24 protein-coding genes and 1 pseudogene are annotated in these 26,227 nt (G+C 68.7%); 12 read left to right on the top strand and 13 right to left on the bottom strand.

What is annotated here, in order from left to right; genetic code table 11:
• Positions 1-235: 235 nt before the first annotated feature.
• From ACZ3HL_RS43735 to ACZ3HL_RS43715, 5 genes are all read right to left on the bottom strand, one after another.
• Complete coding sequence (locus ACZ3HL_RS43735) at positions 236-1,567, bottom strand: GH1 family beta-glucosidase (protein ID WP_465537824.1); 1,332 nt, start codon at positions 1,565-1,567, stop codon at positions 236-238.
• A gap of 32 nt (positions 1,568-1,599) precedes the next feature.
• On the bottom strand, positions 1,600-2,439 hold the full coding sequence (locus tag ACZ3HL_RS43730) for a carbohydrate ABC transporter permease (protein WP_465411516.1): 840 nt from the start codon (positions 2,437-2,439) through the stop codon (positions 1,600-1,602).
• Positions 2,432-3,388 carry a carbohydrate ABC transporter permease gene (locus tag ACZ3HL_RS43725; protein WP_465537822.1) on the bottom strand — a complete coding sequence of 319 codons (957 nt, stop codon included), beginning with the start codon at positions 3,386-3,388 and terminating at the stop codon, positions 2,432-2,434. Before ACZ3HL_RS43725 ends, ACZ3HL_RS43730 begins: the two co-directional genes overlap by 8 nt.
• Positions 3,388-4,698 (bottom strand): sugar ABC transporter substrate-binding protein, encoded by a 1,311-nt coding sequence (locus tag ACZ3HL_RS43720; protein ID WP_465537821.1) that lies wholly within the window; start codon positions 4,696-4,698, stop codon positions 3,388-3,390. Before ACZ3HL_RS43720 ends, ACZ3HL_RS43725 begins: the two co-directional genes overlap by 1 nt.
• Positions 4,699-4,830: 132 nt before the next feature.
• Positions 4,831-5,487 carry a GntR family transcriptional regulator gene (locus ACZ3HL_RS43715; protein WP_465537819.1) on the bottom strand — a complete coding sequence of 219 codons (657 nt, stop codon included), beginning with the start codon at positions 5,485-5,487 and terminating at the stop codon, positions 4,831-4,833.
• Positions 5,488-5,589: 102 nt separating this feature from the next.
• Between ACZ3HL_RS43715 and ACZ3HL_RS43710 the strand changes: the two genes are divergently transcribed.
• Together ACZ3HL_RS43710 and ACZ3HL_RS43705 are read left to right on the top strand one after the other, a co-directional pair.
• Positions 5,590-6,021: a VOC family protein gene (locus tag ACZ3HL_RS43710; protein ID WP_465537817.1), complete on the top strand. Its 432-nt coding sequence runs from the start codon at positions 5,590-5,592 to the stop codon at positions 6,019-6,021.
• 179 nt (positions 6,022-6,200) lie between these two features.
• Positions 6,201-6,680 (top strand): cupin domain-containing protein, encoded by a 480-nt coding sequence (locus tag ACZ3HL_RS43705; RefSeq protein ID WP_125695168.1) that lies wholly within the window; start codon positions 6,201-6,203, stop codon positions 6,678-6,680.
• Between the two features lie 4 nt (positions 6,681-6,684).
• On the opposite strand, the gene ACZ3HL_RS43700 is transcribed toward ACZ3HL_RS43705, so the two are convergent.
• A complete protein-coding gene (locus ACZ3HL_RS43700) occupies positions 6,685-7,092 on the bottom strand; it encodes a RidA family protein (RefSeq protein WP_465537815.1) in 408 nt (135 codons plus the stop codon).
• A 98-nt stretch (positions 7,093-7,190) separates the two neighbouring features.
• On the opposite strand from ACZ3HL_RS43700, the gene ACZ3HL_RS43695 reads away from it, so the two are divergent.
• From ACZ3HL_RS43695 to ACZ3HL_RS43685, 3 genes are all read left to right on the top strand, one after another.
• Complete coding sequence (locus ACZ3HL_RS43695; RefSeq protein WP_465411522.1) at positions 7,191-7,580, top strand: winged helix-turn-helix transcriptional regulator; 390 nt, start codon at positions 7,191-7,193, stop codon at positions 7,578-7,580.
• Positions 7,581-7,639: 59 nt separating this feature from the next.
• Positions 7,640-8,569 carry a helix-turn-helix domain-containing protein gene (locus ACZ3HL_RS43690; protein ID WP_465411523.1) on the top strand — a complete coding sequence of 310 codons (930 nt, stop codon included), beginning with the start codon at positions 7,640-7,642 and terminating at the stop codon, positions 8,567-8,569.
• Between the two features lie 122 nt (positions 8,570-8,691).
• Positions 8,692-10,470, top strand: coding sequence for a fibronectin type III domain-containing protein (locus ACZ3HL_RS43685; RefSeq protein ID WP_465537813.1), 1,779 nt, complete (start codon positions 8,692-8,694; stop codon positions 10,468-10,470).
• Positions 10,471-10,609: 139 nt separating this feature from the next.
• Here the strand turns inward: ACZ3HL_RS43685 and ACZ3HL_RS43680 are convergent, their stop codons facing one another.
• Positions 10,610-11,461: a maleylpyruvate isomerase N-terminal domain-containing protein gene (locus ACZ3HL_RS43680; RefSeq protein WP_465537811.1), complete on the bottom strand. Its 852-nt coding sequence runs from the start codon at positions 11,459-11,461 to the stop codon at positions 10,610-10,612.
• 208 nt (positions 11,462-11,669) lie between these two features.
• Here ACZ3HL_RS43680 and ACZ3HL_RS43675 point away from each other — a divergent pair, with 208 nt between their 5' ends.
• Positions 11,670-13,118, top strand: a complete 1,449-nt coding sequence (locus ACZ3HL_RS43675; RefSeq protein ID WP_465411526.1) for a DHA2 family efflux MFS transporter permease subunit — start codon at positions 11,670-11,672, stop codon at positions 13,116-13,118.
• 117 nt (positions 13,119-13,235) lie between these two features.
• Here ACZ3HL_RS43675 and ACZ3HL_RS43670 read toward each other — a convergent pair.
• The 3 genes and pseudogenes from ACZ3HL_RS43670 to ACZ3HL_RS43660 all read right to left on the bottom strand — a co-directional run.
• A pseudogene (locus ACZ3HL_RS43670) lies at positions 13,236-14,249 on the bottom strand (acyltransferase family protein); the annotation flags it as partial.
• Positions 14,250-14,306: 57 nt separating this feature from the next.
• Positions 14,307-15,701 (bottom strand): sensor histidine kinase, encoded by a 1,395-nt coding sequence (locus tag ACZ3HL_RS43665; RefSeq protein WP_465537809.1) that lies wholly within the window; start codon positions 15,699-15,701, stop codon positions 14,307-14,309.
• Entirely contained in the window at positions 15,694-16,371 is a 678-nt protein-coding gene (locus tag ACZ3HL_RS43660; RefSeq protein ID WP_465537807.1) for a response regulator transcription factor, read from the bottom strand. Before ACZ3HL_RS43660 ends, ACZ3HL_RS43665 begins: the two co-directional genes overlap by 8 nt.
• A 202-nt stretch (positions 16,372-16,573) precedes the next feature.
• On the opposite strand from ACZ3HL_RS43660, the gene ACZ3HL_RS43655 reads away from it, so the two are divergent.
• Positions 16,574-18,298, top strand: a complete 1,725-nt coding sequence (locus tag ACZ3HL_RS43655) for a glycoside hydrolase family 6 protein (RefSeq protein ID WP_465537806.1) — start codon at positions 16,574-16,576, stop codon at positions 18,296-18,298.
• Between the two features lie 48 nt (positions 18,299-18,346).
• Here the strand turns inward: ACZ3HL_RS43655 and ACZ3HL_RS43650 are convergent, their stop codons facing one another.
• Positions 18,347-19,807: an SDR family oxidoreductase gene (locus ACZ3HL_RS43650; protein WP_465537804.1), complete on the bottom strand. Its 1,461-nt coding sequence runs from the start codon at positions 19,805-19,807 to the stop codon at positions 18,347-18,349.
• A gap of 12 nt (positions 19,808-19,819) precedes the next feature.
• Positions 19,820-20,293 carry a MarR family winged helix-turn-helix transcriptional regulator gene (locus ACZ3HL_RS43645; RefSeq protein ID WP_465537802.1) on the bottom strand — a complete coding sequence of 158 codons (474 nt, stop codon included), beginning with the start codon at positions 20,291-20,293 and terminating at the stop codon, positions 19,820-19,822.
• A 106-nt stretch (positions 20,294-20,399) separates the two neighbouring features.
• Here ACZ3HL_RS43645 and ACZ3HL_RS43640 point away from each other — a divergent pair, with 106 nt between their 5' ends.
• The 5 genes from ACZ3HL_RS43640 (at position 20,400) to ACZ3HL_RS43620 (ending at position 24,955) form a co-directional block, all read left to right on the top strand.
• Complete coding sequence (locus ACZ3HL_RS43640) at positions 20,400-22,442, top strand: MMPL family transporter (protein WP_465537800.1); 2,043 nt, start codon at positions 20,400-20,402, stop codon at positions 22,440-22,442.
• Between the two features lie 78 nt (positions 22,443-22,520).
• Positions 22,521-23,744: a cytochrome P450 gene (locus ACZ3HL_RS43635; protein ID WP_465537798.1), complete on the top strand. Its 1,224-nt coding sequence runs from the start codon at positions 22,521-22,523 to the stop codon at positions 23,742-23,744.
• Positions 23,745-23,749: 5 nt separating this feature from the next.
• Positions 23,750-24,424 carry a TetR/AcrR family transcriptional regulator gene (locus ACZ3HL_RS43630; RefSeq protein WP_465537796.1) on the top strand — a complete coding sequence of 225 codons (675 nt, stop codon included), beginning with the start codon at positions 23,750-23,752 and terminating at the stop codon, positions 24,422-24,424.
• Complete coding sequence (locus ACZ3HL_RS43625) at positions 24,421-24,636, top strand: ferredoxin (RefSeq protein ID WP_465537794.1); 216 nt, start codon at positions 24,421-24,423, stop codon at positions 24,634-24,636. The genes ACZ3HL_RS43630 and ACZ3HL_RS43625 overlap by 4 nt, the downstream gene beginning before the upstream one ends.
• An 85-nt stretch (positions 24,637-24,721) precedes the next feature.
• Complete coding sequence (locus ACZ3HL_RS43620) at positions 24,722-24,955, top strand: hypothetical protein (protein ID WP_465537792.1); 234 nt, start codon at positions 24,722-24,724, stop codon at positions 24,953-24,955.
• On the opposite strand, the gene ACZ3HL_RS43615 is transcribed toward ACZ3HL_RS43620, so the two are convergent.
• The gene (locus tag ACZ3HL_RS43615) at positions 24,924-26,189 is read right to left on the bottom strand and encodes an MFS transporter (protein WP_465537790.1); all 1,266 of its coding nucleotides are present in this window, start codon (positions 26,187-26,189) and stop codon (positions 24,924-24,926) included. The genes ACZ3HL_RS43620 and ACZ3HL_RS43615 overlap by 32 nt on opposite strands.
• Between the last annotated feature and the right edge of the window lie 38 nt (positions 26,190-26,227).

The raw sequence follows: 26,227 nt of genomic DNA, 5'->3' as shown, positions 1-26,227 counted from the left end.
CCGGCCGCCCTGATGCCGGGCCCGGCCACGGCCGACGTTGCGAAAGCCACTTTCGCAACGTTGAAGGTTGCGAAAGTGGCTTTCGCAACCCGCCGCCCCAAGCCCAGCACCCAGCAGAACCCCGGTACCGAGTGGGGCACGTCTCGTGAGTGTTTAGGACGGTTAGAACCGTCCTAAACACTCACGAGCCCGCTGGCGGTCCGGGCCCGCGGAGCCACGTCGCGAAGGACCGGCGTCAGCGACCGCGGTGCTCGGCGATGATCTCCGCGTACCGGTGCCCGCTCGCCTTGACCGTGCGGACCTGCGTCTCGTAGTCGACTCGCACGAGCCCGAACCGCTTGCTCAGCCCGCTGTCCCATTCGAAGTTGTCGAGCAGCGACCAGGCGAAGTAGCCCTTCACCGGAGCGCCCGCTTCGGCGGCGCCCGCCACAGCACCCAGATGTTCTTCCAGGTAGGCGATGCGGTCCACGTCGTGGATCGATCCGTCCTCGCCGACCTTGTCGTCGAAGGCGGCGCCGCTCTCGGTGACGTAGATGGCGCGGGCGCCGTAGTCGTTGGCGAGCCGGTGGATCAGGTCCGCCAGCCCCTGCCCGTGGATCTCCCAGCCCATCGCGGTGGTGGCCGCCCCCTCGACCGGCACCTGCCGGGCACGCGGGACCGGACCGTCCGGATCGTCCTCGACGATCTGCCGGAAGTAGTAGTTCAGCCCGTGGAAGCCGACCGGCGCCGAGATCACCTCCAGGTCGTCCCCGACCACCGGCGGTTCGACGCCGTAGACCTCGATCATGTCCGCGGGGTAGCCGCGGCCGTTCGACGGGTCGAGCCACCAGCGGTTGACGTGACCGTCCATCCGCGCCGCCGCCTCGACGTCCGCGGTGGAGTCCGACGCCGGCTCGATCCCGCTGAGATTGACCACCAGGCCGACGTTGGCGGGCTGGACGGCGTTCGCGGTGATCGCCTGTACGCCGAGGCCGTGCGCGAGCAGGAGATGGTGTGACGCGTGGACGGCCTGCTTGAGATCCTTGACGCCGGGGGCGAAGCGACCTTCGAGGTAACCGAGCCAGGCCGAGCACAGCGGTTCGTTGACCGTGTTCCAGTCCTTCACCCGGTCCCCCAGCCGGGCCGCCACGACGGCGGCGTAGTCGGCGTAGGCGTACGCCGTGTCACGCTCGGGCCAGCCGCCCTTCAACGCGGAAGGCAAGTCCCAGTGGAACAGCGTGGCGAACGGCCGGATCCCGGCTTCGAGCAACGCGTCGACCAGCCGGTCGTAGAAGTCGAGACCGGCCGCGTTGACCGCGCCCCGCCCGGTCGGGATCACCCGCGGCCACGCGACCGAAAAGCGGTAGGCGTCCAGGCCCAGCCGCTTCATGATGGCGAGATCCTCCGGCCAGCGCCGGTAGTGGTCACACGCGACGTCGGCGGTGTCGCCGTTCAGGACGGCACCCGGGACCCGGACGAAGTCGTCCCAGATGGACGGGAGGCGGCCGTCGGCGTCGACGGCGCCTTCGACCTGGTACGCGGCGGTGGCCGCACCCCACAGGAAATCGGCGGGCAGGTGCAGATTCAAGGCGGACCTCTCTGTACGGAGCGGCGGGCGGGTCATTTCACGGCACCGGCGGTGAGCCCGGCGACGAGATACCGCTGGAGCAGCAGGAATCCGGCGACGACCGGGACGGAGACGATCAGGGACGCGGCCATGACCTGGTTCCAGTACACCTGGACCTGGGTGGAGTACTCCTGGAGGCCGACCGCGAGGGTCCGGGTGCCCGAATCGGTCATCACCGACGCGAACAGGACCTCGCCCCAGGCCGTCATGAACGAGTAGATCCCCACCGCGACGATGCCCGGCATGGCCGCGGGGATGACCACCCTGATCAGCGCGCCGAGCGGCCCGGTGCCGTCGACCATCGCGGCCTCGTCGAGTTCCTTGGGGATCGAGTCGATGTAACCGGCGAGCATCCAGATCGCGAATGGCAGCGAGAAGGTCAGGTAGGTGATGATCAGCCCGAGCCGCGAGCCGTACAGGACGATGCCGGTGGTGTTGCCGATGTTGACGAAGATGAGGAACAGCGGCAGCAGGAACAGGATGCCGGGGAACATCTGCGTGGACAGCACGGTCATCTTGAAGAAGTTCTTGCCCCGGAACCGGAAGCGGCTCAGCGCGTACGCCGCGAAGATCGCGATCACCACCGAGAGGATCGCCGCCGAGCCGGAGATGACCAGGCTGTTCACGAAGTATTCGGCGAGCGGGATGGTCTCCCAGATGTCGAAGAACGGCTGGATGGTCAGTGTCGTCGGTATCCATTCCCAGGTGCCCTGCACGTCCCCGAGCGGCTTCAACGACGACGAAACCATCGCGTACAACGGCACCAGCGTGAACAGGGCGAGGAAGCCGAGGACGAATCGGCGGGCCCACGGGACCCAGCGGGGCTCAGACAACGGCGTTCCTCCTCCGCGCGGTCAGTCCCAAGTAGACGGTGCTGACGATGAGCAGGAACAGCAGCAACAGCACCGACATCGCCGAGCCGAGGCCGAAGTTCCAGGTCACGAAGGAACTCTGGTAGATGTGGATCGAGATCAGCGACGCCTCCTTCGGCGCGGACGCTCCGAAAAGGACATACGGCGTGTTGAAATCGTTGAAGGTCCACAGGAACAGCACCAGCAGCAGCACCTGGTTGACCGGCCGCAGCATCGGCTGGGTGATCGCCTGGAACTGCCGCCACCAGCCCGCGCCGTCGATGGCCGCCGCTTCGTACAGTTCGCCGGGGATGTTCTGCAGCCCGGCCATCACGATCAGGAACGCGAACGGCCAGTTCCGCCAGACCGAGACCACCACCAGCGACCAGAAGCTGTTGTCCCCGATGAGCCAGAAGGAATCGGTGCCCAGCAGGTCGTTCACCAGGCCGGTGTCCTTCTGGAACATGAACGACCAGGTGATGACCGCGGCGTACATCGGCAGCGCGTACGGCACCAGGAACAGCGTCCTCAGCAGGCCGCGTCCCCGGAAGTTCTTCTGCATCAGCACGGCGGCCGACGTTCCGAAGAGCCAGCAGCACCCCACCGAGAGAACGGTGTAGAGGACGGTGATCCAGAACGAGCCGAGCAGCGACATCCCCGCCGCCGAATCGAAGTCCAGGACGAACTTGTAGTTGTCCAGCCCGGCCGCCGGGGCGGACGAGAAGTCCCGGATATAGAACTGCGTCAGCTTGAAGAAGCTCATCACGAGCCCGGCGAGCATCGGGATCAGGTGGACGAGCAGTTCGAGCAGGATCGCGGGCAGCAGGAGCAGATACGGCAGCGCGACCATCCGCCGTTTGCGCCGGACACGCCGCGGCCGGGGCGCCCCGGCCGCCTTCACGGCCGGGGCGTCGTCGAGAGCGGTCGGCATCAACTACCGGCCGCGATCTGCTGGTCCGCCTGGTTCAGCTGGTCACGGATCTTGGCCCCGTCGACCGGCTTGCCCGCGGCGACGTCGGCGAACATCGCCTTCATCGCGGTGCCGATCAGGGTCTCGAACTGCGACTCCTGCGGGACCTGCGGCATCGGCTCGGCCGAATTCGCGAGCACGTTCTGGAAGACCTTGACGTCCTCGGTCTGGAACGCCGCGTCGCTGTAGGCGTCCTGGACGGTCGGCAGCGAGCCGTAGGTCTTGTTGAGCAGCGCCTGCTCGGGCGCCGAGACCATGAACTTCACGAAGTCCAACGCCGCGTCGCGGTTCTTGGTGTTCTTGAAGACCGCCATGTTGATGCCCGCGACGAAGCTGGTGACCTTGCGGCCGTTCGGCGGCGCGGCGGCGGGCAGCGGGATCGGCGCGACGCCGAGGTTCGCCATGTCCATCCCGATGTTCTTGAACGACCCCGCGGAGGCCTGGTTCATGAACATCGCGGCCTTGCCGTCCGACAGGTCCTTGAGGGATTTGGCGGTGTCGGCGTACTCGGCGTTGGCCGGATCGACGATCTTGTCCTTCTGCATCAGGTCGACGAACTGCTGCACGGCCGCGACCGACGGGTCCGAGGCCAGCTGCGGTTTGCCCTCGGACGTGAAGAACTGCGCACCGTGCTGGGCGCCGAGGATCGCCGCGTGGTGGCTGTTCTCGGTGACCTGACCCGCCTGGAGCGAGAGCCCCCACTGGCCCTTGTCGGGTTTCGTGAGCTTCTTGCCGTCCTCGACGAGTTCCTCCCAGGTGGCGGGCGGCTTGGTGATGCCAGCCTCCGAGAAGAGCTTCTTGTTGTAGTACAGGCCGTACGCCTGGCCGTAGAGCGGTACGCCGACCGGCGGCTGCCCGCTCGCCCCGGTGGCCGCAAGTGACGGGCCGAGGAAGCGCGACTTGCCGCCGACCTTGTCCAGCGCGGCGTCGTCGAACGGCAGGAACGCCCCGGTCGCCTGCAACGAGGCCGACCAGGTGTTGCCGATGTTGAGCACGTCCGGCCCCTTGCCGGAGGTGGTGGCGGCGAGGATCCGGTTGAGCAGATCCGTCCACGGGACGACTTCGAGCTTGACCTTGATCCCGGAGGCCTTCTCGAACTTGTCCAGTTCGGGCTGCAGGACGGCTTTGTCGTTGTCGAGACTGGTGCCCTGGTTGGATGCCCAGTACACGAGCTCCTTGGGAGCACTGGACGACGTGTCGCCGCCGCACGCTGTCGTGGCGGCGGCCGCCAGCGCCAGGACGAGCGCGGGAGCGATCTTTCCGATTCGCATCGATGGTCCTCGGGGTGAGTGGCCAAGCCGCGCCCGGAGCCTGTGACCCGGGACACGTCTTATTTCAGGGCTTGAGTTAAGCCTTGGCCAACCTTGCCGTCAAGACCTTGGACGCCAATTCGTCCGGCTCGTTCACTCCCCCGTCAGAACGGCGAAGGCCTCGCCGCGGTGGACGGCGAACAGTTCGAGCGCCTTCTCGCCGTCACGGGCACGAAGGGCGGCCGCAAGCCGGCGATGCTCGGCCGGGATGCTCGCGAGATAGCCGTCGGAGCTCACGCCGATCCGGGTCAGCAGGAACAGGTGCACCTGCGACCGGATCGCCTGCCACGCCTCGACGAGCCGCCGATGACCGGACGCCGCGTAGACCGCGTCGTGGAAGTCGATGTCACAGCGGACCATCTCGTGCTCGTCGCGCGCCCGGTCCATCCGGTCGACGACCTCGTCGATCACGGCCAGGTCCGCTTCCGGCGCGTTCGCGACCACGAGCCGGACGGCCAGCTGCTCCAGCGCCGACCGCAGGCTGTCGAGTTCCGCGACGTCCACATCGGACAGCGTGGTGACGATCGCGCCGCGATGCCATTCGCTGCGGACCAGCCCCTCCCGCTCCAGTTTCAGCAGCGCTTCGCGCACCGGGCCGCGGCTGACGCCGAGCGCCTCCGAAAGCTCGACCTCGCGCAACTGCGCACCAGGCGGATAGGCGCCGCCGAAGATGGCGTCCCTGACCCTGTCGGCGACCTCGTCCGCCAGCCCGCGACGACGTGCCGGCACCACCCTGCCGGGTTCGCTCATCCTCATCCTTCCGACCGGAACGCCCGATACTAGCGACCCCGCACTTTGTCCTAATGTTAACATTGCGACAACTGTAGTCCCGCCGGAAAGGATCCACTGGGCATGACCGTCCTCGACTCCCCCATCCCCCGCTTCCATCTGGCCATGCCGGTCGACGACCTCGCCGCCGCGCGCACCTTCTACGGCGAAGTCCTCGGCCTCGAACAGGGCCGCAGCTCCGGCACGTGGATCGACTGGAACCTCCACGGCCACCAGTTCGTCACGCATCTCGCGCCGGAGCGGCCCCGGCAGATCCACAACCCCGTCGACGGGCACGAGGTCCCCGTGCCCCACTTCGGCTTGATCCTCACCGTGCCGGAGTTCCGGAAGCTCGCGGACCGGCTGCGCGCGGCGAACACCTCGTTCGTCATCGAGCCTTACGTCCGCTTCGAGGGCCAGACCGGGGAGCAGTGGACGATGTTCCTGCTGGACCCCGCGGGCAATGCCTTGGAGTTCAAGGCTTTCGCCGACGACTCGCAGGTCTTCGCCGCCTGATCGCCACCGAAGTCCGTGAAGGCCTCCTTGAGGGACCCTGGGTCCCTGAAGGAGGCCTTCACGGACAACTGATCGATAACCTGGAGATTATCGATCAGTGCGGCTTTCCGCATTGATCAAGACCTGGCGCCAGGAGAGAGTGGTCCTGTCAGATCACGAAGGACCAAGGAGATGCCGCCATGTTCGACCCCATCCTGCTCCGAGCCGCCGACGCCGAGATCGTCAGCGACGCGCCGGGCAGCGAAATCACGCTGCTGGCCGACTCGGACACCACCGACGGGGGCTTCACCGCGAACCGCGCGACCTTGAAAGACGGCGTCTTCGGCACCCCGGCGCACTTCCACACCCGCGCGACCGAATTCTTCTTCGTGCTCGAAGGGAAACTCCAGGTCCTCGTCGAGGAAACCTTGCACACGCTGGAGAAGGGCGACTTCCTCGCCGTGCCGCCCAAGGTGCCGCACGCGTTCGGGCCCGCCGCCGGATCGGACGCCGACGTCCTGGTCACCTTCACCCCGGGGATGGCCCGCTTCGACTACTACCGGCTCCTCGACCGGGTCGCGCGCGGTGAAGCCGACCCGGCGGAGATCGCCGCGTCCTCGAAGCAGTACGACAACCACTACGTCGACAGCCCGGTCTGGCGCGCCGCGCGCGGTCAGTGAGCGCTCAGCCGACGACCGCGGTCGCCTCCACCTCGACGAGGTGCTCGGGCACGTCGAGGGCCGCGACCCCGATCAGTGTTCCCGGCGGGGCCGGGGTGCCGCCCAGCTTGGCGGCCGCCCGGTCCACGCCTTCGAGGAACAGCGCGAGTTTGTCCGGCGTCCAGTCGACGACGTAGACGGTCATCTTCGCGACGTCGTCGAAGGTGGCGCCGACCTCGGCGAGCGCGGTGCCGATGTTCAGGTAGCACTGTTCGACCTGTGCGGCGAGGTCACCCTCGCCGACAAGGACACCGTCGGCGTCCCAGGACACCTGCCCCGCGACGAAGACCAGCTTCGACCCGGTCGCGATCGAAACCTGCCGGTAGGCGGGGATCTCCGGCAGCCCCGCGGGATTCACCAGGGTGATGCTCATCCGTGCTCCTCGTTCATGGTCACTTGTGGTTACCCAGGAACTGTAGGAGAGTGTGCGACGACCTGGAAGAACGCACTTTTTCGTGACTGGGGAACCTCATGGTGACCAAGCAGCTCGACGGTTCGGACGACGCCGACGTGATGCGGGCCGACTCGCTGGCGCGGGAGATCTTCTCCGACGTCGCCAACAAATGGGCGCTCCTGATCATCGAGACGATCGGTGACCACACCCGGCGGTTCACCGAGCTGCGGAACGACATCGAGGGCATCAGCCACAAGATGCTCACCCAGAATCTGCGCATGCTGGAGCGCAACGGCCTGATCGAGCGAACGGTGCACCCGACGGTGCCACCGCGCGTCGACTACACCCTCACCGAGGCGGGGCACGGCCTGCGCGCGACCGTCGACGCGATGTGCGACTGGACTCATCGGTTCCTCGGCGACATCGAAGACTCGCGACGGCGGTTCGACGCACCTGTTAACGGTTAACGGCCTGGTCAGGGTTTCGCCCCGTTCATTTCGCCGAGGTACGGACCTATGCTCGTCGCGTGACGTCCGGCGAAGCGGCTCCCGGGCTCGAGCGGTTGCTCCGTGACGGGCCCTTCGCCGACGCGCTGCGCGAGGCGATCCGGGCACGCGGCCTCAGCCTGGAACGCCTGCGCGACCACCTGCGCGCTCGCGGTGTTTCGATAACGGCGGCGACGCTCAGCTATTGGCAGTCCGGGCGAAGCCGCCCGCAACGCCGGGATTCGGTACTCGGACTCCGCCACCTCGAACAGGTACTCGAGGTGGCACCGGGCAGTTTGACCGCGCTGCTCGGCCCACCGCGGGCACGAGGCCGGTGGTCCGCCCGGGCCGACGGGCTGCCGGAGATCGGCCGGTACTGGCCGGACCGGACGCCGATCGACGCGGCCGTCAGTGAGGTCGACACCCGGTGGGACGAACGGCTGACCAGGATCAGCCAGCACGATGTCGTCTCCGTCGGCCCTGGCAAGGAGGAACTCTCGTTCCGGTCGCGGCAGGTGCTCCGCGCCGAAGCCGACGGCCCGGACCGGTGGGTGGTGATCGTCCACATCGACGAACACGACCGTCCGTTGCCCGAGGTGACCTCGCTGCGGGGCTGCCACCCCGGCCGGAGCGTGCACCGGCCCGAAGACGGCCTTCTCGTGATGGAACTGCTCTTCGAACGGCCGCTCGCGAAGGGCGAAACCGTCATCACCGAGCACACGCTGGTGAACAGCGCACCGTTCCCGCAGGCGACGAACTACGAACGCAAATTCCGGCTGCCCACCCGGGAATACGTCCTCGAGATCCGATTCTCGCCCGGCGTTCTTCCGACCCGGTGCGGCCGTTGTTCCGAACAGGACGGACAACCCGCCCAGTGGACGGAAGTCCTGCCTTGCGGCGACTCCGTGCACGGCGTCGCGTTGAGTTTCGGCCCCGGCAGGTTCGGCTTCGAGTGGGACTGGGACTCTTAATTGTTAACGACTCGCGGGCCTACGATTCCGCGAGGCGCGGGAATTACCGTCGGCGCATCTGCTTTTCGATTCGAGGAGTACGCATGCGACGACATCGCAGAATGCTTTCCTGCCTCAGTGTCATGGCATTGGCCACGGCGGGATTCACCCCGGTGGCACAAGCCGCTTCACCACCGGCTCCCGTCCACCCCGACGCCGAGGTGAACGGCGTGGCCGCCGCGTTCGGTCTGACCGTGTCCCAAGCGAAATCCCAGCTGGCCGCGCAGGACGAGGCCCACCGGCTGGCCGCGTCACTCCCCGCCGGGCTGCGCACCCGGTCCGCCGGGCACTGGTTCGACGCTGCCACGGGCAAGCTGGCCCTGGCCGTCACCACCGCGGCGGACGCCGACGCGGCACGGACCGCCGGCGCGGAACCGCGGCTGGTTTCCCGGTCCCAGGCGGAACTGGACCGGATCGCCGACGACGTCCGCGCGCTCGTCGGCGACGGCGTTCCCGGCGTGTTCGGCTGGGGTGTCGACGTCCGGAACAACGAGGTCGGCGTCTCGGTCGACAACTCCCGCAAAACCGCCGAGACCGAGAGTTTTCTTTCCCGGGCAAGAGCTCTCGGCGTGCGGATCACCGAAACCGGGTCCTCGCCGCGACAGCAGGCCGGCACGGTCCAGACCGGGAACCCGTGGTGGCCGGGCGGGGAGAGCAACTGTTCGGTCGGTTTCGGCGCGACGGATTCCACCGGCGCCAAGCACTTTCTCACCGCCGGCCACTGCACGAACGATCGGGACCAGGCCGCCTACGGCGCGCAAGGCCAGCAGAATCGGATCGGCACTTCGAACGTCGGCGGGACCCGCAGCGTCAACGCCCGCGAGGGCGACATGGGTGTGGTGGCGGTGACGCAGCCCGGCTGGGAGCTCTCCGCCGCCGTCAACACGTGGGGCGAGCCCGCCATCACCGTCACCGGCGCGGCCGAGGCCATGGTCGGCGACCGGGTCTGTCACTCCGGCAACACCTCGAAGTGGAAATGCGGCGAAGTGAAGTACACGCACAAGGCCGTCGACTACGGCGGCGGGCTGATCATCGAGGACCTGACCTGGACGACGGCGTGCTCGCTCGGCGGCGACTCGGGCGGAGGCTGGCTGCTCGGCACCAAGGCGGTCGGCCTGCACGACGGCGGCCCGTCGCAGTGCGTGGAGAACCCCGACGACGGGGAAATGTCCATCTTCCAGCCGGTGATCGAGGCACTGACCAAGTGGAACCTCACGCTGGTGACCGGCGGCGGCGACACCACCGCGCCGAGCGCGCCCGGAAACGCGCGGTCCACCGGCACGACGCCGGACAGTGTCTCGCTGGCTTGGGACGCGGCCACGGACAACGTGGGCGTCGCCGGTTACGACATCTACAACGGTTCGACACTGGCGACGTCCGCGACGGGAACGAGTGTGACCGTGACCGGCCTCAGCCCGGACACCTCGTACGGTTTCACCGTGAAGGCCCGCGACGCGGCGGGCAACGTCTCGCCGGCGAGCGGGGTCGTGTCCGCCAGGACACAGCCCGGCACCGGCGGCCGGACGCTGAGCAACGGCACCGACTTCGCGATCCACGACTACCGGCAGGTGTTCAGCCCCGTGACCTCGGCCTTCACCGGACGGGCCGCGGCGACGCTCGGGATTTCCGTGACGATCCGGCACACCTGTGCCGAAGACCTCGGCGTGACGGTCCTGGACCCGAACGGCAAGGCGTATCCGCTCAAGTACAGCGGCGGTTCGGCGTGCACCGCGTGGAGCGGCGCCCGGACGTTCTCGGTGCCCGGCGCGTCGTCCCCGGCGGGCGGGAAATGGCAGCTCCGTGTCACCGACTACGGGCCCGGTGACACGGGAGTGCTCGACACCTGGTCGCTGACGCTTTAAGAGCCGGTGATCTTGCCCGCCAAGTCCGTGAAGGCCTCCTTGACGGTCCATCCATGCCCCCGCCACCACCCTCAACGGGGGCGCTCCGCGCCGCAGCGCAGATTCAAGTCCCTCAAGGAGGCCTTCACGGACCGGGGCCCTACGGCAAACGCACGACCCGCAGGAAGGCGGGCAACAGCCACGGTCGCGGACCGCCGACGACGATCTTGCGCGTCAACGCGGAACGCACCTTGCCGACCCGGTGGAACAGCATCAGGTTCAGCGTCGGCGGGTCGAAGGAGATCCGCACGTCGACCGGCCCGCCGGGCTCCTCGACCGTCACCCGTCCCCGGTGCAGCGCCAGCACGACCGGGGACGTGTACGCCGACCGGAACGCCACGGCGATCCGCCGATCCCGCGGCGGCTCGTCGGTGTCGAGAAGGTGCCCGACGTCGTAGCTCAACACGCCCACCAGGAACAGGTCGAAGAACAACGCGGCGTCACCCGGGTCGATCGTCCACGGCAGCTTCAGCGCCTTGGCGATGTCCCAGCCGTGGATCTGCAGTTCGTCGACGAGGTGCGCGAGGACGCCGGCCAGCGGAACCTTCGAGTCTCCGAGCCAGTCCACCGGGGCGCCCGGATCCGCGTCCTCGGTCACCCGTAGTACTTCCTCGATGTCCGCGAGTAGTCCGGTGACGAGCACCTGGGTGTCGCGTTCGGGAAAATCGCGCAACACCAAGGTGTTCAGCACGGAAACGGTGTCCACAGTGGTCTTCTCGACCTGGTTCTGCCCGCGGGCGTCCAAAATCGACGCACCGTCCGGCCGGACCAGGGAGGTGTACATCTTCGCGATCATCGCGACGTGGGCGACCGTTTCGGCCACCGTCCACTCCGCGGTGACCATCGCGTCCGGATCCGGAGCGCGGGCGACGAGTTCCGCGAATCGCGCGCCCGTCACCCGATAGGCTCGCCGCACCGAACGCCATCGATCCGCCGTGATCGCTCTGGTCACCCGCCGATTTTATCGTGCTGCCACCGGAAACCGTTCCGCTCGCGTGCGGTCCGGCACTGCCAGGAAGCGCAGTGACCGTACTCACTACGGAAATTCACGTGACACACATCGACCAGCACAGGCAGACTGGACGAAAGACTCAGCCTCGCCTTCGCTGTCACCGAAGGCGGCCAACGCGGACCCGCGCCCTTCCAGGAGCCCTTCACTGATGACCGAGACCCTGCCCGAAACCACCCACGACCAGCAAAAGGCACCGGCGAAAGCCGGGCTCTTGATCGGGGTCCTGGTCCTTTCCGCGTTCGTGATGATCCTCAACGAGACCATCCTGAGCGTCGCGCTGCGCGACCTGACCGTCGACCTCCAGGTCCCGACCACCACCGTCCAGTGGTTGACCAGCGGCTTCCTGCTCACCATGGCGGTCGTCATCCCGACCACCGGGTTCCTGCTCGAGCGGTTCACGCCGCGCCAGGTGTTCCTCGCCTCGCTCACCCTGTTCAGCACCGGCACCCTGGTCAGCGCGCTCGCCCCGGGCTTCGCCCTCCTGCTGACCGGCCGGGTCATCCAGGCCTGCGGTACCGCGGTGATGCTGCCGCTGCTGATGACCACGGTGATGCGCCTGGTCCCGGTCGAGAAGCGCGGCGCCACGATGGGCACGATCACCATCGTCATCGCGGTCGCCCCGGCGATCGGCCCGACCATCGGCGGCGCCGTGCTGTCGTCGCTGGGCTGGCGCTGGATGTTCTGGATCGTGCTGCCGCTCTCGCTCGCCGCCCTGGTGGTCGGCATGCTGCAACTGCGGCTGGACAGCGACACCCGCAAGGTGCCGCTCGACGTGCTGTCGGTGGTCCTGTCCGCGCTCGGTTTCGGTGGCGTGCTGTACGGCCTGTCGGTGTCCGGCGAATCCGCCGGCGGGCATCAGCCCGTGCCGCCGTGGGCGCCGATCGCCGTCGGTGCCGTGGCGCTCGTGGTGTTCACCTGGCGCCAGTTGCGCCTCCAGAAGGAAGACCGCGCGCTGCTGGACCTGCGTCCGTTCACCCATCGCAGTTTCGTCGTCTCCCTGGTGCTGACGGCCCTGCTGTTCATGTGCCTGCTCGGCGCCGCGGCGATCCTGCTCCCGCTGTACCTGCAGACCGTCCTGCACACCACCACGTTCGTCAGCGGGCTCGCGGTGCTTCCCGGCGGCCTGGCCCTCGGGCTGCTCGGCCGCCCGGTCGGCGCGCTGTACGACCGCTTCGGCCCCCGGCCCTTGGTCATCCCCGGCGCGGCCGCGATGGCGATCTCGCTGTGGCTGTTCGCCCTGCTCGGCCCGGGATCACCCCTGATCGCGGTCATCGCCATCCACGTCCTGCTGATGGGCGGGCTCGGCCTCATGATGACGCCGCTGATGACCGAGTCCCTCGGCTCGCTGCCCGAACACCTCTATTCACACGGCAGCGCGATCCTCGCCACCCTTCAGCAGCTCGCCGGCGCGCTCGGCACCGCCATGTTCATCGCGGTGGCCACGGCCGGCACGACCACGGCCGGGGCGGTCAGCCCCGACGCGGGCGGTATCCGCACGACGTTCATGGTCGCCGGTTGCGTCGGCCTCGCCGCGTTCGTCGGGTCGCTCTTCGTCAAGAAGAGCGCCGGCACCGGCGCGGTGGCCGCGCACCACTGATGTTCGCCTCGCGCCCGCCGTCGCCTCCGCCGGAGGTACGGCGGGCGCGCGTCGTCCGATCACCTTCCGGCCGTAGGCGATGGCGGGCTGTTCGACCCAGCGGCGCAGCGCGCAGGCGAACACCAACGCGACGCCGGTGGTCGCGGCGGCCTTGGCGAGCCCGCTGGGCAGCAGCCATCCCGTGACGCCGGCCGCGCCGGTCTGGGCGAGGTAGAGCGCGTACGAACGGTCTCCGACGAAGGTCAGCGGCCTGCTCGAGAGCAGCGTCCGAACCGGACCCGGCGACACGACGGCCACGAGCAGCAGTGCCGAGCCCGCCGCGTAGACCGGCACCACGGATTGCCAGTGTCCGCCGAGCGCCTTCGCCAGCGGGCCGACGGAGAACTGCAGCACGACGAACCCGCAGCCGATCGCCGTGGCGACGGCCGGGCTGGTCAGCGGCCGGACGAGGGCGAACCCGCGCGGATGGTGGAGCGTCATCGCCAGCAGGCAGCCGATGACCAGCGAGCAGTAGTGCACCGAAAGGCTCGCCCACGTGTGCGAGGGCGCCAGCGGCAGGGCGAACAGCACGACACCCAGGACGGCCGAGACGCCCAGCAGCAGGCGTAGCGCCGTCTTCCCGCTTCGCGCGAACGAAGTCAGCACCAGCAGGGCGGGCCAGACCAGGTAGAACTTCTCCTCCACCCCCAGTGACCACGACGTCGGATAGGGCGTGTTGAAGTCGACGAGTTCGTTGCCGAAGACGAGGTAGTAAGGCATGGCGTCGGCGAGCCTGCTGCTCTGGTACGTCCCGCCGAGCAGGACCGCGACCGTGGTCAGCGCCAGGAGCAGGAAGTACACCGGCATGATCCGGAAAACCCGGCGAAGGTAGAACCCGCGCAGCGAGATCCGGCCGTCACGGTCTTCCTCGCGCAGGGCCAGTGTCGTGATGAGGAAGCCGGACAACACGAAGAACAGCTGCACGGCGATCCAGCCTTGGAGACGGTCGACGACCGGGCCTCCGTAGTGGAAGAACACGACGGCCACGGCGGCGAGCGCGCGTACGCCGGTGAGGCCGGGGAACCACGACGAGGCCAGGTAGTCGGCGTGGCCGAGCGGGCGCCACCAGAAGCGGCGTGCAAGAGCGAACATGCCCCGGAGGTTCGCGCGCGGACGCTGAACCGAAGCTTAAGGAAGCTGAAGACGTCTTCAGCTTCGCGGTTTCGCCAAGGGCAGGCGGACGACGAGCCGGGCACCGCCGACGTGGTCGGCGACTTCGACGGTGCCGCCGTGTGCTTGCGCGATCTCGGCGACGATCGCCAGCCCCAGACCCGCGCCGCCGTCGTCGCGCGCTCGTCCGTCGTCGAGACGCACGAAGCGATCGAACACCCGCTCACGGTCCGCGACGGGAATGCCCGGCCCGTCGTCGGTCACCGCGAGCACGGCGAATCCATCCACAGTGGACACCCTCACTTCGACACCGGTGCGGGTATGGCGTTGCGCGTTGTCCACCAGGTTGCGCAGCAACCGCTCCAGCCTGCCGCGGTCGCCGAGGACCAGCGGATCCTCGTCGAGCCCGGCCCGGACACCCTGCCGCCCGGAGAGACAGGATTCGACCACTTCGGACAGCCGCACCGGTGTGGCTCGTTCCGGTTCCGCGTTGTCCAGCTTGCCGAGCAGCACGAGGTCGCCGACGAGGTCCTGCAGCCGGGTGATGTCGAGGAGCGCGTTGCGGCAGGCGTCGCGCCAGTCCAGCCGGTCCGGATGCGCGAGCAGCACTTCCAGCTGGGTCCGCAGGGAGGCGAGCGGGGTGCGCAGTTCGTGTGACGCGTCCGAGGTGAAGCGGCTTTGCCGGGTGACCGCCGTGTCCAGGCGGGCGAGCATCGTGTTCATCGTTTCGGCGAGCTTCGCGATCTCGTCGGCGCTGTCCGGGGCCGGGACCCGGCGGGAGAGGTCGTGCGCGCCGATCTCCGCGACCTCCGAGCGGATCGCCTCGACCGGCCGCAGCGAACGGCGTACGGCGAGCCACGCGACCGCCCCGATCAGCAGCGCGATCACCGGGACACCCACCAGTAGCGTCACACGCACCGCGTCGAGCGCCGCCTGTCCCGACTCGTCGACCACGGCGGCGCCGTAGATCCGGTATTTGCTGTCGCCGCTCGTCTCGGCCGCGACGTGCACGCGGGTCTCGGTGGTCTCGACATCCCGCCCGAGCACTCCCCGGCAGCCGACCGATCCCGCCATCGACTCGTCGACCGCACCCGCATCGAGAACCGACACGGAATCACCGCGCTGATAATCGTCCGCCTGGACCAGCAGACCGTGCCGCAGACCAGGGCAGCCGACGACACGCCGGCCGGACTGGTCGACCACCTCGTAGGCCGAATCCCGGACGAGCAGGAGCAGATCGGCCGGTGCGGCGCCGGTGTTCAGCAGCTGCACGATCGCCGCCGCACGCGCCCTGGCCACCTGCGCCGCTCCCTGCCCCAGCCGGTTCTCGGCGTCGACCACGAGCCAGGCGGAAACGACGCCGAGCGCGAGGAGTGACGTCACGAACGACGTCAGCGCGACCCGGAAACGGGTCGTCCGCAGGAACTCACGCACCGGAGCCCACCACGTGATAGCCGGCGCCGCGCACCGTGCGGATCGTCTCGACCCCGAACGGCAGATCGATCTTGCGCCGCAGCGCGCTCACGTGGACCTCGACGAGGTTCACGGTCGCCGACGCGGCGAAATCCCAGAGGTTCTCCAGCAGTTCGGCCTTGGTGACCACCTCGCCCTGCCGTTTCACCAGATACGCCAGCAGAGCGAACTCCTTGGTGGTCAACGGGATCTCGGCCGTGCCGCGACGGCAGACGCGGCTCGCCTGGTCGAGTTCGAGGTCACCGAGCCGCAGCGTGCCCGGCCGGGTCGCTCCCCCGCGCCGGATCAGCGCCCGGAGCCGGGAGAGCAGGACGCCGTAGGAGAACGGCTTCGGGAGGAAGTCGTCGGCGCCGGTGTCCAGCGCCTCGATCTCGTCGTCCTCGCCGTCCTTCGCGGTCAGCATGAGGATCGGCGTGGTGTCGCCCCGTTCGCGCAGCCTCCGGCAAACGCGGTAGCCGTTGAGCCCCGGCAGCATGATGTCGAGGATCATCGCGGAGTAGGGGTGTTCGGCGGCGTACCACAAGGCGTCGCGGCCGTTGTGCGCGACGTCCACGGCGTAGCCCTCGGCACTCAGGCCGGCGCGCAGCGATTCGGCCAGCCGTCGCTCGTCCTCCACGAGCAAGATCCTCATCCGCTCACGATCCCATACGGCCCGGCCACATCCGGTCACCGCCCGACCGCTGTCCGGGTGAAGGCTTCGCCGCCGTCAGGACGTATTCCGGGAGCGATCCAGGGTTTCGGATCGCCCGGCCTTGTCACGACCCGGCCGCCCCTTTACGGTCCTCGATGGGAGCGCTCCCATAAATCGGATTCCGGTCGCAAGGAGGCGACGTATGAGATTCCGCAGAAAGGGTGTTTCGGCACCATCGGCCGTCTGCGCGGTACTCGCGATGGTGGCGGTGCCGGTGGTGCTGGGCTCGAGCGCCGAAGCGGCGCCGGGCTGCAAGGTCGACTACACGATCACCAACCAATGGGACACCGGTTTCGGGGCCACCGTCACCGTCACCAACCTCGGCGACCCGATCAGCGGCGGCTGGACGCTGAGCTGGGACTTTCCAGGAAACCAGCAGGTGCAACAGGGCTGGAACGGCACCTTCGGCCAACAGGGCACCCGGGTGACGGTGCGAGACGCGGGATGGAACGGCTCGCTCGGCACCGGCGCCACCGCTTCCCCCGGCTTCAACGGCAGCTACTCCGGCACCAACGCCGAACCCACCGTCTTCACCTTGAACGGCACCACCTGCACCGGTTCCACCGTCCCCACGACCACCACGCCGACCACCACAACGACACCCGGCCCCGGCGGCCCCAAGGCGGACAACCCCTACGCCGGCGCCGGGGTGTACGTGAACCCGGAATGGTCGGCGAAGGCCGCGGCCGAACCGGGCGGCGCCCGGATCGCGAACCAGCCGACCGGCGTCTGGCTCGACCGGATCGCCGCCATCGAGGGCACGGGCACGAGCCGCGGGCTGCGCGCCCATCTCGACGGAGCGCTCCAGCAGGCCGCCGGGAAACCGCTGGTCGTCCAGCTGGTGATCTACAACCTGCCCGGCCGTGACTGTGCCGCCCTCGCGTCGAACGGCGAGCTCAAGGCGGACGAACTCCCGCGCTACCAAGCCGAGTACATCGACCCGATCGCCACGATCCTCGCCGATCCGAAGTACGCCGCGCTACGGGTGGTGACCGTGATCGAGATCGACTCCCTGCCGAACCTCGTCACCAACGTGACACCCCGGCCGACGGCCACACCCCAATGCGACGTCATGAAGGCCAACGGGAACTACGTCGCCGGTGTCGGCTACGCGCTGGCGAAGCTCGGCGCGATCCCCAACGTGTACAACTACATCGACGCCGGGCACCACGGCTGGCTCGGCTGGGACGACAACCTCGGCCCGTCCGCCGCGCTGTTCGCGCAGGCCGCGAAGAGTTCCGGCAGCACACTGGCCAATGTGCACGGCTTCATCGCGAACACCGCGAACTACGGGGCGCTCAAGGAGCCGTACTTCACCGTGAACGACAGTGTCGGCGGCACTTCGGTGCGGACGTCGAAGTGGGTGGACTGGAACCGCTACGTCGACGAACTGTCCTACGCGCAGGCGTTCCGGCAGGAGGCCGTCCGGGCGGGCTTCCCGGCCGGCGTCGGCATGCTCATCGACACCTCCCGCAACGGCTGGGGCGGCACCGCGCGGCCGGCCGGGCCCGGGCCGTCCACCACGGTCGACGCCTACGTGAACGGGAGCAGGACGGATCGCCGCATCCATCTCGGGAACTGGTGCAACCAGGCGGGCGCGGGACTCGGCGAACGCCCCAAGGCGGCGCCGGAAGCCGGGATCGACGCCTACGTCTGGATCAAGCCGCCGGGGGAATCCGACGGCGCCAGCAAGGAGATCCCGAACACCGAGGGCAAGGGATTCGACCGGATGTGCGACCCGACGTACACCGGCAACCCGCGGAACCAGAACAACATGTCCGGCGCGCTGCCCGACGCGCCGCTCTCCGGGCACTGGTTCTCCGCCCAGTTCCAGGAGTTGCTGAAGAACGCTTACCCGGCTCTGTAGGTCGTCGGTCTCGTGAGTGGTAAGGACGGTTCTAACCGTCCTTACCACTCACGAAGCTTCTCCTTGCGCAGCACCGGTGATGTTGCGGACCATGCCACCGAAGACGACACCGTGGAACGGCGCGATCCCCTTCCAGTACGCGTGCCCCGCCAGCCCGTGCGGCTCGAACACCGCCCGCTGCCGGTACACGGTCCGGCCGTCCTCATCGGACTCGACGCCGAGTTCGAGCCAGGCGCGTCCCGGCAGTTTCATCTCCGCCCGCAGCCGCAGGAGGCGCGGCCGGTCGAGATGTTCGACGCGCCACCAGTCCAGTGCCTCGCCGAGATGCAGCCGCCGCGGGTCCCGCCGTCCGCGCCGCAACCCGACGCCGCCGACGAGCCGGTCGGCCCAGCCGCGGACCGACCAGGCCAGCGGGAACGAGTACCACCCGTGTTCCCCGCCGATGGATTCGATGACATCCCACAGCGCTTCCGGCGAGGCGTCGGTCCGCTGCGCCCGCTCGTCCTCGTAGACGGTCCCGCCCGCCCACTCCGGATCACTCGGCAGCGGGTCCGAAGGCGCCGCGGCGCTCGACGCGTCCGACCAGCGGGTCGGCACGTCGGCGTTGCGGATCCGGGTCAGCGCCAGTTCGACGGCGTGCTCGTAGTGCGTCAGGCCTGCGTCGGGGTCGGGGATGTGCTCGGCGATCGAGTGGTCGTGGCAGACCACCTCGTGCACCAGCGATTCGATCAACGGTACGGCGATCGACTTCGGCACGGGTGTGACCAGGTTGACCCATTGCGCGGACAGCCACGGAGTGAGCACCGGAACCGGTACGACGGCGCGCCTCGGCAGACCGGCGACGACGGCGTACCGGCGCATCATGTCCAAATAGGTCAGCACATCGGGCCCGCCGATGTCGAAGGCGCCGTTCACCTCGGACGGCAGATCGGCCGCGTGCACGAGATAGTGCAGCACGTCCCGGATCGCGATCGGCTGGATGCGGTTGCGCACCCAGCGCGGGGTCACCATCGCCGGGAGCCGCTCGGTCAGGTAGCGCAGCATCTCGAAGCTCGCCGAACCCGAACCGATGATCACCGCGGCCTGCAGGACGACGGCGGGCACCCCGGACTCCAGCAGGACCCGGCCCACTTCGGCACGGGACGCCAGGTGCGGCGACAACTCCTCGTCATCCGGCACGATGCCGCCCAGGTACACCAGCCGCCGCGCGCCCGCCGCCTTGGCCGCCTCGGCGACCGTCCGCGCCCCTTCCCGGTCTACGTCGACGAAGTCCTTGCGCGCCAACGAATGCACCAGGTAATAGACGACCTCACAGTCGGTCAGCGCCGTTTTGATGGAGGCCGGATCGGTGACATCGCCGCGTTCGACCTCGACGCGGTCACGCCACGGCTCCTCGGCGACCTTCTCCGGCGAGCGCGCCACCACGCGCACCTCGTGCCCCGCGTCCAGCAGTTGCGGTACCAGCCGTCCGCCGACATACCCCGTCGCTCCCAGCACCACACATCTCATGTCCCCGAGTGTTCACGGTGCCAGGCGACCGCGCACTTCGACGGTCGCGGCGATACTGCCCCGGAGAAACCGGGCGACCGTCCGCCGCTCTTCCTCTCCCATGTCCCGCCACGCTTCGGCGTAGCGCCGCCCGAGGGGCTGGAAGAATTCGGAGCCGATCTCCCGCGCCTTCTCGTGCATCCGCAGTTCGACCTTGCGCCGGTCGGTCGCGCTCCGGTCCCGGTAGAGATGCCCGGCCCGCTCCAGCCGGTCCAGCACCGCCGTCGTCGCCGACGCGCTGAGGTGCAGGGCGTTCGCGAGTCTGCTCGGGCTCATCGGGTCCCCCATGCGGGCGGCGTCCATGATCACCGCGAGCGCGTTGAGGTCGGTCCGGTGCAGGCCGTGTGCCTCGCCGAACATCTCCGCGAACCGGTCCGACTCGACCGTCAGCTGTCGCAGCAGGAGAACGAGCAAGTCGTCCGTGACGGGCTCCGTGTCCTCAGCCACGCCCGGAACCTCCCCTCACGCTGCCCCGTCCGGATGACCACTCTACTATTTCGATGGTCAAACTATTCACTCGTCGAAGTAGCGCTGTCACGGGAGCCATCCGTCCATGATCTCGGAAGTCGAACGCCCCGCCCGCACGCGGTCACGTCTGCGGTGGCTGCTCCCCGCCCTGATCGCGGTCGCATGGCTGATCTTCGGCGCGTTCAGCGGCCCGTACGCGGGCAAGCTGAGCCAAGTCACGGAGAACGACAGCAGCAGTTTCCTGCCGGCGTCCGCCGAGGCGACCGAGGTCGCTGAACTCCAGAAGCGGTTCTCCAGCGGCGCCGTCATCCCGGCGATCGTCGTCGCCGAACGACCCTCCGGCCTGACCGAGGGCGACAAGCGGTTCCTCGCCGACCGGACCTCGAACGCCCGGCTCGTCCCGGCTCCGCGGAGCGACGCGGGCGCGCAGGTCGTCGTGCTCCTGGACGCCACGGGTGACCCCGGGGACGGCGTCGAGGCGCTCCGAGAGGCGCTCGCCCGTGACACCCCGGACGGGTTGAAAGTGCTCGTCACCGGCCCTGCCGCACAGGTCGCCGATCTGAAGGAGGCGTTCGGCGGGATCGACGGCCTGCTGCTCCTGGTCGCGGGCGCGGTGGTCGCGGTCATCCTGGTCGTCGTCTACCGGAGCCCGCTGCTTCCCCTGCTCGTCCTGCTGTCGGCCGTCTTCGCGCTGGGAACGGCGAGTCTCGCGGTGTACCTGCTCGCGGATCACGACGTGCTGGCGCTGAACGGACAGAGCCAGGGCATCCTGTTCATCCTCGTCTTCGGCGCCGCCACCGACTACGCGCTCCTGATGGTCTCGCGGTATCGCGAAGAACTCAGGACGACCGACGACGCGCGCCTCGCGCTCCGCACGGCCTGGCGCTCGACCATCGAACCGATCGCGGCGTCGGCCGGGACCGTGATCCTCGGCGTGCTCTGCCTGCTGTTCAGCGATCTGAACTCCAACAAGGGACTCGGCCCGGTCGCCGCCATCGGCATCGGCGCCGCCTTCCTCACGACGATCACGTTCCTTCCCGCGGTGCTGGCCTTGTGCGGCCGCAACGCCTTCTGGCCCTTCCGGCCGACGGTGACCCGGCCGCGCGAAGAGACCGGCGGGATTTGGGCACGTGTGTCGAGCTGGGTCGCCAGGGCTCCGCGCACGATCTGGATCGTCACCACGGTCGTCCTGCTCGCGGGCGGCGCGTTCCTCCCTCAGCTCAAGGCCTCCGGAACCGCGCAGTCCGACGTCTTCCTCACGCCGGTCGATTCCGTGGCGGGACAGGAAGTCCTCTCGCGGTACTACCCCGGCGGCTCCGGTTCACCCACGGTGATCATCACCCCGGCCGGCCAGGCCCCAGCGGTCACCGCGTTGGCGCGCGTCCCCGGCGTTTCGGACATCCGTCACAGCGGCGATGCGGGCGGACTCGCGAAGATCGACGCGGTCCTCGCGGATCCCCCGGACTCCGACGCGGCCGTCGCGACGGTCCAGCGGATCCGCGAAGCCGTGCACACCGTCGACGGCACGAAGGTCGGCGGCCCCACCGCCACCCTGCTCGACACGAGGGAGACCTCCGAGCACGACCGGTTGCTGATCATCCCGATCGTCCTGGTCGTGATCTTCCTCGTGCTCGCCCTCCTGCTGCGGTCGCTTCTCGCACCGCTGCTGCTGATCGGCACGGTGGTGCTGTCCTTCGCCGCGACGATGGGCGTCTCGGCGCTGGTGTTCAACCACGTCTTCGACTTCCCCGGCGCCGATCCGGTCGTCCCGCTGTTCGGCTTCGTCTTCCTTGTCGCACTGGGGATCGACTACAACATCTTCCTGATGACCAGGGTCCGCGAAGAGGCGGGCGGGATCGGCACGCGGGACGGGACGCTGCGCGGCCTCCGCGTCACCGGCGGCGTGATCACGTCCGCGGGAGTCGTGCTCGCCGCCACCTTCGCCGCACTGGCCGTCCTGCCGATTCTCTTCCTGGCTCAGCTGGCGTTCATCGTCGCGTTCGGCGTCCTGCTCGACACGCTCCTGGTGCGCTCACTGCTGGTACCTGCTCTGGCGGTGGACGTCGGACGGAAGATCTGGTGGCCGTCGAAGCTGGCGAAGCCCGGCTCCGCGAGATCAGCGGGATGACCAGTGCCAGAACTTAAGTCAGTCGATTGACTTATGCCAACGAGCCGGGCACTGTGTGAATCACCGAACCCCGCCACGATGAAGGAGCCTTCGATGACGGAGCGTCCGCCGAGCTTCCCGTTCCCGACCGAGGCCGCCCTGGCACCGCCCGCCGAATGGGCCGAATTCCGCGCGAAGTGCCCGGTCGCCAAGGTCTCTCTCGCGAGCGGTGACGAGGCGACGCTGATCACCCGCTACGACGACGTCAAACGTGTCCTTTCCGACCCCCGGTTCACCAGGCCGACTCCCGCCGACAAGGCGGCGCGGGTCGCGGACACCGAATCGGGCGGGGTCTTCAACAGCGAGATGGCGGGCGTGATCCCGCAACACGGCGAAGCGCACCTGAAATGGCGCCGGATGCTCGGGAAATGGTTCACCGCCAAGCGGATGAACGCCCTGCGGCCGGGGATGGAGGCGATGGCAGTCCAGCTGATCGACGAGATGGTCGCGAAGGGCGGGCCCGCGGACCTCAAGGCCGGGCTGGCCTTCCCGCTTCCGGTCTGGGTCATCTGCGACATGCTCGGCGTCCCGGACACCGACCGGGAACGATTCGCCCACTGGTCCGACGTCATGCTCAGCATGACCCGCTACACCCAGGCCGAATTCGACGTCGCGCAGGCGGAGTTCGGCCGGTACATGGGCGGGCACATCGCGGCCAAGCGGGCGGAGCCGGGCGAAGACATCCTGAGCGCGCTCATCACCGACACCGACGTCGACGGCGAGCACTGGTCGGACGCGCTGCTCGTCGCGACCGGGATCGGCCTGCTCATCGCCGGGCACGAGACCACCGCGAACATGATCGCGAAGATGGTGGCGATGCTGCTGGAGGACCGGAGCCGCTGGGAAGCGCTGCTCGCGGACCGGTCGCTGATCCGCACCGCCGTCGAGGAATCCCTGCGCATGGACGCCAACGCGGGTATCGGCATGTCGCGCTACCTCACCGAGGATTTCGAGGTCGGCGGGACGATCCTGCCGCCGGGCACCACCGCGATGTGCAGCATGGCCGCGGCGAATCGCGACGAGAGCGCGTTCGAGGGCGCCGCCGACATGACGCTCGACCGCAGCCCGAACCCGCATCTGGCGTTCGGCGCCGGAGCGCACGCGTGCTTGGGACAGCCACTCGCCCGTACCGAACTTCAGGTCGTCCTCGGTGTCCTGCTGGAGAAACTGCCCACGCTGGAACTCGCCGTGGCGGCGGCGGACCTGCGCAAGGTCGAAGGGCTCGCCGTCGGCGGACTGCGGGAACTGCCCGTGCGATGGTGATGCCCATGACGAGTGAGATCACCGGTGCCCGCGCCGAACGGGCGCACGCGACGCGGGAACTGATCCTGACCGCGGCGGAGCGGCTGTTCGCCGAACACGGCGTGTTCGCGGTGTCCAACCGCCAGGTCAGCGAAGCGGCGGGGCAGGGCAACAACACCGCGGTCGGCTACCACTTCGGCACCAAGGCCGATCTGGTGCGCGCCATCGCCCGGCGGCATTCGGGGCAGATCGAACAGATCCGCCGCCGGATGCTCGCCGATATCGGCGAGAGCCCGGAGCTGCGGGACTGGATCGGTTGCCTGGTCACGCCGGTGGCCGAGCATCTGGCCACGCTCGGGAGCCCGACCTGGTTCGCGAGGTTCGGCGCGCAGGTGATGACCGACCCCGCGCTCCGCCCGATCATGGTCGAGGAATCGCTGACCTCGCCGTCGCTGGTGCGAATCGTCGAAGGGCTCCACCGGTGCCTGCCCGATCTGCCGGCCGAAGTCCGCGCCGAACGCGGCGACATGGCCCGCCAGCTGCTGGTCCACATGGTCGCCGAACGCGAACGCGCCCTCGCCGAGGGCACCCCCACTCCCCGGTCCACCTGGCACGACGCCGCGACCGGGCTCATCGACGCACTCGCCGGGATCTGGCTCGCACCGGTCACCCCCGGCCCGGACGAAGGAAAGGGACCATGAAGATCACCGTCGACCAGGACAGGTGCTGCGGCGCCGGAACCTGCGTGCTGCTCGCTCCCGACGTGTTCGACCAGCGGGAGGAGGACGGCATCGTGCTCCTTCTCCAGGAAACTCCCGGCCCCGGCTCCCATGACATCGTCCGCGAGGCCGCCGGTGTCTGCCCCGGCGCCGCGATCACAGTGCTGGGCGCGGAGCGCGCATCTCCCCTATGACCGGCCCTCACTGTCCAAAAAGGTCCTTTCCGGACAGTGGGAACCTGCTCGAACCCAGCTCCGTCCCACCGAACGTTTGTCCACCTTGGACACCGAGTTCCTGCTCGGGCACGGCGACGAGCGGCCCTGCAACCCGGTCCCCTGCTTCTGGACCGACCAGTTCGTCACCAAGATCCACGTCCACGGCACCCTGTGCTCGGACGCCGAAGTGTCCCTTGTGGAGGGTTCGGTGACCGGTGTCCTCGGCTGGAACATGCCCAAATATGCCCGCCTGCGCCGTCCAGTACTCACCGGGGCTCTCGTTGGAGGAAAGCCCTGACCGCCACACCGTCGTTTCCCGCCGCCAGGGCGGCGAGCTGCCCCTTCGACCCGCCTCCGGCCATCCGGCTCGCCGGAATCAGCACCGGAAGCGCGGCCAAGAGCGCGAGGCCTCGCACGACTCCCGCGACGGGATAGGGAACGCGAAGCCCGAACCTGTGCGCGAGCAGTCCGCCGGTCAGCGCGCCGAGCGGCATCAGCCCCCAGCCGAGCAGCCGGTACACGCTGTTGACACGGCCGAGCAGCGACGCGGGTACCACTCGCTGCCGGACGCTGACCGTGACTACGTTCCAGATCGTCGTCACGAAACCGCTCATCGCCAGGAGCCCGCCGAGCACGGTGACGTTCGGGCTGAACCCCATACCGACGAAGATGACGGCGTTCAGAGCGAGCGAGACGAGGAGCGCGCGAAGCTCGCCGAGCCGAGCGACCAGCCGCGCGATCAGCAGCCCTCCCGCGACTCCGCCGACCGCCGCGCCGGCGAGCAGCAGTCCGAACACCCCCGCGCCGAGATGCAGCACGTCGGTCACGAACAACACTAGAGTCGCGTTCCCGAACTGACCGCAGAACGTATTGACACCCAGCAACAAAGCAAGAGTACGAAGTAAGCGGTGTTTGCTCAGCCAGCGAAGTCCGTCGAGAACCTTCACTCGTTCCGAGGGCGCAGGTCGCCGTTTGGGCAGCCCAGCAAGAAGCAGGGCGGCGAGGACGAAGGACGCGGCGTCGACGGCGAACGGGAGCGTCCAGGCGAGCGCGAAGAACAGGCTCCCCAGAGGCGGGCCCACGAACTGCCTGCCGACGACCAGCGCCACCTGCTGGCTGCCGTTCGCCTGGTGCAGCAGGCTTTCCGGGACGAGGTAAGGGAGCGCCGTCTGGGCCGCGTTGTCGTAGAAGACGTCGCACGACCCCAGAGCGAACGCGAGTACGACAAGCACCGGCACGGTGACGGCGTCGGCCGCGACGAGCGCGGTGAGCACGCCGACGATCACGGCTTGGAGCACCTGTGTTCGCCACATGAGGGTGGTCCGGTCGACCCTGTCGACGACGGAGCCGGCGGTGAGGGACAGCAGAAGCCACGGCAGGTACGTCGCGGCGGAGACCAGGGCCATGTCCCTCGCGTCATGGCTCACCGTCACGGTCAGCATGGGCAGCGCCGCGGTGAAGACACCGTTTCCGAGACTGTCGATCCCGGTGGCCCACCAGAGTCGCCGGTAGGCGCGGGGCAGCTTGGGCATGATCGGATCGTGGCGTCGTCCGGCGTTCCCGAGACACC

This window comes from Amycolatopsis sp. NPDC000009, assembly GCF_055563465.1.
The sequence above is the reverse complement of the archived record's forward strand: the minus strand, read 5'-3'. Positions and strand labels throughout refer to the sequence as shown.